This is a genomic window from Sphingomonas sp. (genome assembly GCF_035555815.1).
GTDB lineage: Bacteria > Pseudomonadota > Alphaproteobacteria > Sphingomonadales > Sphingomonadaceae > Sphingomonas.
In genome coordinates this window covers 1-6,028 of sequence record NZ_DATMGG010000032.1, presented here as the reverse complement: position 1 = coordinate 6,028, position 6,028 = coordinate 1, and the positions used below count along the sequence as shown (strand labels likewise).

Annotated in this window: 6 protein-coding genes; 4 read left to right on the top strand and 2 right to left on the bottom strand. The window is 67.9% G+C overall.

What is annotated here, in order from left to right; genetic code table 11:
• From VNR91_RS01885 to VNR91_RS01870, 4 genes are all read left to right on the top strand, one after another.
• A partial coding sequence (locus VNR91_RS01885) for a PepSY-associated TM helix domain-containing protein (RefSeq protein WP_325489100.1) occupies window positions 1-360 on the top strand: 360 nt, incomplete at its 5' end.
• A 12-nt stretch (window positions 361-372) separates the two neighbouring features.
• Window positions 373-894 carry a DUF2271 domain-containing protein gene (locus VNR91_RS01880; RefSeq protein ID WP_325489099.1) on the top strand — a complete coding sequence of 174 codons (522 nt, stop codon included), beginning with the start codon at window positions 373-375 and terminating at the stop codon, window positions 892-894.
• A gap of 11 nt (window positions 895-905) precedes the next feature.
• Window positions 906-1,718 (top strand): DUF4198 domain-containing protein, encoded by an 813-nt coding sequence (locus VNR91_RS01875; protein WP_325489098.1) that lies wholly within the window; start codon window positions 906-908, stop codon window positions 1,716-1,718.
• A gap of 92 nt (window positions 1,719-1,810) precedes the next feature.
• Window positions 1,811-2,692: an FAD:protein FMN transferase gene (locus VNR91_RS01870; RefSeq protein ID WP_325489097.1), complete on the top strand. Its 882-nt coding sequence runs from the start codon at window positions 1,811-1,813 to the stop codon at window positions 2,690-2,692.
• A 365-nt stretch (window positions 2,693-3,057) separates the two neighbouring features.
• On the opposite strand, the gene VNR91_RS01865 is transcribed toward VNR91_RS01870, so the two are convergent.
• Complete coding sequence (locus tag VNR91_RS01865; protein ID WP_325489096.1) at window positions 3,058-3,741, bottom strand: Fe2+-dependent dioxygenase; 684 nt, start codon at window positions 3,739-3,741, stop codon at window positions 3,058-3,060.
• A 102-nt stretch (window positions 3,742-3,843) separates the two neighbouring features.
• Window positions 3,844-6,028 (bottom strand): TonB-dependent receptor (locus VNR91_RS01860; protein WP_325489095.1); only part of this gene is annotated, 2,185 nt, incomplete at its 5' end.

Sequence of the window (6,028 nt, the reverse complement as noted above, 5' to 3'; positions counted from 1 at the left end):
CAGAATTTCCCGACCCAGGCCGCCGGCGTCGCCGAATGGTCCGCCGACGAGGTCTATCTGGCGCTGCCGCGTCCGGGCGGCGACGGCTGGATCGCGATCGACCGCGCCACCGGTAAAGTCACCAGCGAAAGCACCAACCGGGGCTGGATCGCCTACCTCAACGATCTCCACAAGGGCCGCAATTCGGGGACGGTGTGGAAATGGTTCATCGACGTGTTCGCCGGCGCCTGCCTGGTGTTCGCGCTGACCGGGCTGGTGCTGCTGTGGCTCCATTCGAAGAAGCGCCGCTCGACGTGGCCGCTGGTCGCGCTCGGCCTTGCCATCCCGGCGGCGATCGCCGTCCTGTTCATCCACGCCTGAAGGAGCCGATTCATGCAGCTCACCCATCGCCTGATCCTCACCGGCCTGCCGATCGCCGCGGTCGCGGCGGCGCCTGCCGTCGCGCAGACCATGGACGTCACGCTCAACATCCCCCGGCTGAAGGTCGCCGAGTATCACGCGCCCTATGTCGCGCTGTGGCTCGAAAAGGCCGGCCAGCCGGCGCGCACGCTGACGATCCTCTACGACTATGACAACCGGGAGAACGGCGGCAAGAAGTGGCTGACCGACCTGCGCCAGTGGTGGCGCGCGTCGGGGCGCAGCCTGACGCTGCCGGCTGACGGCGTATCGGGCGCGACCCGCCCGCCCGGCGCGCAGAAGCTGAGCTTCACCGCCGGTCGCGGCACGATGGGCACGCTGGCGCCCGGCGACTATACGCTGCTGGTCGAGGCCGCGCGCGAGACCGGCGGCCGGGAGGTCGTCCGCGTGCCCTTTTCCTGGCCGCCCAAGCGCGGGCAGACCGCATCGGCCACCGGCCAGTTCGAGCTTGGCCAGGTTTCCCTCTCGTTCCGCTGAAAGGACCATCGATGAAGCGCCTGCCCCTGATCGCCGTCGCCACCGCACTCGCCGCGGTCGCGCTGCCCGCCTCGCTGTCGGCCCACCGCATGTGGATCGTCCCCTCGACCACGATCGTGTCGGGTGAGGACGGCTGGGTGACGTTCGATGCCGCCGCGTCCAACGACGTGTTCTTCCCCGATCACCAGCCGCTGCGCGCCGAACCAAGCGCGACCGCGCCCGACGGATCGCCGGCCAAGGTCGAGAATTTCGCGATCGGCAAGAACCGCGCGACGTTCGACCTGCACCTCAGCAAGCCCGGCACCTGGGTGCTGGGCACCGTCGGCGGCGGCGTCGGCGGCAGCTATGTGCTGAACGGCAAGGAGGAGCGGCTGCCGCGCGGCACCACCGCCGACAAGCTGCCCGGCCTGATCCCGGCCGGCGCCACCGACATCAAACTGTCCGAGATGTCGAACCGCAACGAGGTGTTCGTCACGCTGGGCGCGCCGACCGACATCAAGACGACGGGCAAGGGACTGGAACTGGTGCCGGTCACGCATCCGAACGATCTGGTGGTCGGCGAACCGGCGACCTTTGGCTTCACCGTCGACGGTAAGCCGGCCGCCGGGCTGACCGTGCTGATCGTACCGGGCGGGCTGCGTTACCGGACCGGCGGCACCGGCGAGATTTCGCTGACCACCGATGCCAAGGGGCAGGTGACGATCACCTGGCCGGGGCCGGGCATGTACTGGCTGAACACCACCGCCGCGGGCAACAGCAGCACGATTCCCAACGCCACACGGCGGTTCGGCTACACCGCGACGCTAGAGGTCCTGCCGGGCTGACCCAGCCGCGCGTCGCCATTCCCGAGATCGCGCCGGACGCCTTTTACCGGCGCAATCGGCGTGCGCGCGTCACCCGCTTCGACGGGGTGACGATGGGCACGCGCTGGTCCGCGCAGATCGTCGCCGCGCCCGGCGGGGCGGAGGAGGCGCTGCGCGCGGTGCTCGACGGGGTGATCGCGTCGATGAGCCAATGGGCGCCGGATTCGGCGCTGTCGCGCTTCAACCGCGCGCCGCCTGGCGAATGGCGGACGCTGCCTGACGATCTGGCGAGGGTTCTCGATACGGCGCTGGCGATCGGGCGGGCCAGCGCGGGCGCGTTCGATCCCGCCGCCGGCGCGCTGGCCGATCTGTGGGGCTTCGGCCCGCCGGGCCCACGCGCGGATGTGCCGGCAGCCGACGCCGTGGCGCAGGCGCTGGCGCGGTCGGGCGCCGCCGCGATCGAGCGATCCGATACGCGGGCGCGGCGTACCGCCGACGTCGCGCTCGATCTGTCCGGGATCGGCAAGGGCTATGCGGTCGATGCGCTGGCCGCGCGGTTGCGCGCGTTGGGCTGTGAGGATTTCCTGGTCGAGATCGGCGGGGAGTTCGTCGGTGCGGGCGTGCGGCCCGATGCTCAGCCGTGGTGGGTGGAGCTGGAAAACCCGCCGGGCGTCGCGCTGCCCCCGATCAGGATCGCGCTGCACGGGATCGCGGTGGCGACATCGGGCGATTATCGCCGGTTCATCGCCGATGGCGCGCGCCGGCTGGGCCACACGATCGATCCCCGTACTGGCCGCCCGATCACCAACGGCGTCGTCTCGGCCAGCGTGATCGCCTCCGATTGCATGACCGCCGACGGCTGGGCGACCGCGCTGACCGTGCTCGGGCCGGGGGAGGGGGTGACCGTCGCTGCTCGGGAGGGGCTGGCGGCGCGGATCGTCACTGGCGATGGCGCGGAACATCTGTCGCCGGCGCTGGAGGCGATGCTGGGGTGATGTTCACGCGAAGCCGCGAAGAAGAATAAGCAGAAGGTGGGTTCGCGCGGAGGCGCGGAGACGCGGAGGGTTGCATCCCGCTGCGCTGTTCCGCGACGGCGAGGCGTTCGCGCGCTTTGCTTCGTCGTTGCGAGAGGCGGAGCCCCGCGGCAATCCAGCGTACCGCGCGGCCCGCGATTGCTCCTCCCGGCTCCGCCGGGCTCGCAATGACGATGGGTTGAACTGATCTCATCCGACCCAAATGCACGGCGATCCCGAACGAGCTGAAGCCCTGCTGGCGCAGTCGGGCGCAACCTTCCGCGTCTCCGCGCCTCCGCGCGAAAATCCCTTCTTCTTCGCGGCTTCGCACCGCCGCGTGAACCGGGTCAGGCGTCCGCCCAGCGCCGCAGCAGATTGTGGTACACCCCGGTCAACTGCACCGCCGCGCGATCCTTGCCGCCCAGTTCCGCCGTCACCCGCTGCACGCCCTGATCAAGGTCGAACAGGATGCGCCGCGCCGCATCATCGCGGATCATCGACTGGATCCAGAAGAACGACGCCACCCGCCGCCCGGACGTCACCGGGGTGACATGGTGGAGGCTGGACGCCGGATAGAGGATCATCTGCCCGGCCGGCAGCTTGACCTTCTGCACGCCGAACTGGTCCTCGATCACCAGTTCGCCGCCGTCATAGGCCTCGGGCGGTTCCAGGAACAGCGTGGCCGACAGGTCGCTGCGGATGCGGAAGTCGCTGCCGCGCTGGATGCGGATCGCGCTGTCGACATGGGTGTCGAACGTCTCGCCGACGCCGTAGCGGTTGAACAGCGGGGGATAGACCTTGAGCGGCAGCGCCGCCGCGATGAACAGCGGCGACCGGCCCAGCGCCTCGAGGATGATCGCCCCGGCCGCGCGCGCGGCATCGCTGCCCTCTGGCAATTGCTGGTTCTTCTTGGCCAGCGCCGACTGGTGGCCGGACGTGGCATTGCCGTCGATCCAGTCGACCGCGTCGATGATGGAGCGCACGCGACCCACCTGGTCGGCGTCGAGCATGTCGGGGATGGCGATCAGCATGGCTGGCTCTTTGCGTGTTCTGATCCGCCGACGCAAATCCTGCCGTCGGGATCGATTAACGGGGCGGACGGCCGACGGCCATCCACCCCGCCCCCTTGGCCCTCAATAGCGATAGTTGATGGTCAGCACCGCCGCGCGGCCATCGCCGGGCGTGGCCCAGCCATTGTTGCGGATGCGGGTGTAATAGAGCTTGTCGGTGAAGTTCTTGACGTTGAGCTGTGCCGACAGGTTCTTGCTGAATTCATACGACAGATAGGCGTTGTGCACCCAGTAATCCTGCGACCGATAGACCGCAGCCGACGTCGCCGACGGCAGGTTGAGCGCGAAATCGCCCTGATAGGTCGCGCCGTAGCCGATCCGCAGCCCGAACGGCAGCTGATAGGTGGTGAACAGGCTGCCCGAGTGCTTGGGAGTGTTCTGCAACTGCGCGTTCGCCGCCGGATCGGGCAGCGCGGCGGTATTGCCGCAACCGGTCGCGCCGGGATTGGCCAGGCAGAAATTCGATACCGACTGGAGCAGCTTGGCATCCAGATAGGTATAGTTGGCGGTGATCGACCATGCCGAGGTGATCTTGCCGACCGCGCCCAGCGCGATGCCGTCGACCCGCGAATGGCCATCGAGCACCTGATCGGGGATGACGGGGTCGTTCGACGGGACCTTGTACTGGTCCCGCTCGTTGCGGAACGCCGCGGCGGTCAGCAGCAGCCGGCCGCCGGCCAGCTCGGCCTTCGCCCCAACTTCATAGCTCTTGGCACCCTCAGGCTTCACGTTGCAGGTCGTGTCGCTGCACGATCCGTTGACCGATGCGACCGACGGCGTCTTTGAATTTCCGTGCGAGACATAGAGGGTCACCGCCGGCACCGGCTTGTATACCAGCCCGACGCGATATGAGAACAGCGTCGCATCGTTGTCGGTCGTCGCGCCGCGCACCAGATAGCCCTGCGGCACCGTCAACGTCGCGGCGGGGGTCGACGTATAGGAGGTGGTCGATCCGCGGTTGCTTTCCCACCGCACGCTGCCGTTCAGCTCGATCTTGCCGAGCTTCATCGTGTCGAACAGGTAGAGCGCGTAGTTGGTCATTTCGCCACCGGTGCCGGCGCTGGCCACCGGGTTGACCGCGCCGGTGTAGACGTTGCTGCCATAGACAAAGCCCGCCGGGCCGGGGACTACCTCATTGGGGTTCGCGATGTTGACCAGCGGATAGGCGGTATAGACCAATGTGCGGTCTGCGTTGCGCAGCGCATTGCCGTTGCGCAGGGTGTATTTTTCCCAGCTCACCGATCCGCCCAGCACCAGCGTGTGCTCGATCGCGCCGGTATTGAACACGGACCGGAGATCAATCTGGTCGTACATCAGCTCGTTCTTGGACTGGCGATAGGTACCGCGCGGCCCGCCGATCAGGAAATAGCCGGCCGGGGTGGTGGCGGGGCAGACGGCGCCGGTCGGCAGCACGCCGCTCGCCAGGCAATAGGTGCCTTGCGGGGGGCCGACGATCGTCATCTGCTCGACGCTCTGCCACCGCGCCAGGTTGCGGATCGAGGTGGTGTCGTTGAACTCATGCTCGGCGATGATCGTCCCCTGATCGATCGTGATCTCCTGCGTATCGACGTTGCGATAGCCGAAGTAGGCACCGCGATCGACGCCGGGCAGCGCCCCGCTGTTGACGGCATTCTGGTAATAGGGAACGCCATATTGCGGGATGTTGTCGTCCTCCTGATGGAGGTACTGGACGCTCAGCCGCGTTGGGCTGTCGACGCCAATCAGAAATGAAGGCGCGACGCCCCAACGCTTATAGTTCTCGACGTCGCGGCCGGGAATGTCGTTGCGGTGGACCATCGCGTTGAGGCGGAACGCGACCAGATCGGTGGCGCGGACGTTGGCATCGATCGTGCCGCGATAATATTCGTCGGTGCCGATCCCGCCCGACGCGATGATGCGGGTGTCCGCCAGCGGCCGCTTGGTGACGATGTTGATCGACCCGCCGACCGATCCTGCGCCGCTGGTTGATGAATTGGCGCCGTTGACGACCTCCAGTTGCTCCAGGTTGAACGGGTCCGAACGGCTGTAGGCGCCGCTGTCGCGCACGCCGTCCTGGGTGATGTCGCTGCCCGCCGAATAGCCACGCAGGTTGATCTGGTCGCTGGGCGGCGTGCCGCCCTCCGCCGCGCCAAAGGTGATCCCCGGCACCGTCGACAGCACGTCGCGCAGCGTCAGCAGGTTCTGCTGCTCGATCGTCTCGCTGGTGATCACCGTCACCGTTTGCGGGGTGTCGCGCACCGCGCGGGTC